This is a genomic window from Undibacterium sp. JH2W (genome assembly GCF_049340425.1).
In the GTDB taxonomy this organism is placed as follows: domain Bacteria; phylum Pseudomonadota; class Gammaproteobacteria; order Burkholderiales; family Burkholderiaceae_D; genus Undibacterium.
In genome coordinates this window covers 1-1,233 of the sequence record NZ_JBMPOT010000057.1, presented here as the reverse complement: position 1 = coordinate 1,233, position 1,233 = coordinate 1, and the positions used below count along the sequence as shown (strand labels likewise).

Below are 1,233 nucleotides of genomic sequence, written 5' to 3'. Positions count from 1 at the left end.
TTTTATAACCGCCAGCGACGTCACTCGCGTCTTGGCAATATATCGCCAGCCTTATTTGCTGAAAATTTTAATCGGCACTCACAGGCAGCTTAGAACATGAGTGTCCGCTATTGACAGTACACCTCACAGACCTGTGCTGTTTCCGCTGACGATCGCTACCATGAATTCATCCTTTTATGTTCTGACTTATTGTTTGCTTTACGCCGCTGGCTTGTGCACACGCGTCGTTTCTTGAAGCAATAGTCCAAACATTTGGGAATTTGTTTAGGTGAAATCGAAGAAAGATCCAAATTCCATTATTTAGTCTGTATGATTGAATATTTCAAAATAAAATACATTATTAATCTCATTTTTAAGTTTAAATTTAGTTTTGTTTGAGTTGTACGGAGTGAGGTAGCAGTACTTTACATAGAAATTTGCTGCAGGAGTTTCCATATTTCAGTGGGGAAATGGGGGGCAACAAAAATACTGCTGGCTCTTCGACAATTAACGATCAATTCAACTATCTCGACGTAAAATATCTTACCAACGGTAAGGCACCCTACTTTTTATCGACTCAATGGAATACCTGACAAACAGTTTGTATAAGCAAAAACAATGAAAATTGAAAGCACAGGCCAATTGGCAAGTATTATCCGCAGCCAGATTGATTCAATGCGCACAGCCAGCAAGGCTACACGTGCGACAACGCATGGCGTAAAAAAGGAAGTGGCCAAAGATAAAAAATTATCCCCAAAGAAGAAAGAAGACTTGGGAGATTTAATCGTAAAAAGGGTTGCCGGCATCCCATTGGAAGATCCTCAAAGGCGCAGGAAGGCCTTTCGGGTATTTCTGGAATCAGTTTTGTTAGATGAGCTTGGGGAAAGACTCATCGCAGACCCCAGATTCTTTAAAATGGTAGAGGACATTCAAAATCAAATGCAAACTGATCCAGAACTGGCCACTATGATAGAAAAGGCAACAGATATGTTGCTAACTCCAAGCCCCTAAGAACAAGCCATGATTCTTGACCAAGACTGCATTGTGTCCATGATTTTGTTGCAGGATGTCATGGTGCTTTTTCAGGCGTGGTCAACAGTATAAGAAAACATTTAGTTGGAATTAAATGTATTAGTTTCGATTTGATCTGACAGAAGGTCCTTGCAAAAGGAGAGATTACCCGGTTTGATAGAGGTGCGAATCTTTATAAAACCAGCACGAAAGTGCCATAGGAGTAATCTCATGAATAGTATT

At 40.3% G+C, this 1,233-nt stretch carries 1 protein-coding gene; it reads left to right on the top strand.

Features of this window, described 5'->3' with window-relative positions; all coding sequences use genetic code 11:
- Window positions 1-597: 597 nt before the first annotated feature.
- Entirely contained in the window at window positions 598-990 is a 393-nt protein-coding gene (locus ACO0LC_RS29070) for a hypothetical protein (RefSeq protein WP_423009735.1), read from the top strand.
- Window positions 991-1,233: the final 243 nt, after the last annotated feature.

Coding starts and splice junctions, on each gene's coding strand:
- ACO0LC_RS29070 (WP_423009735.1), top strand. CDS start 598: ATGAAAATTGAAAGCACAGGCCAATTGGCAAGTATTATCCGCAGCCAG.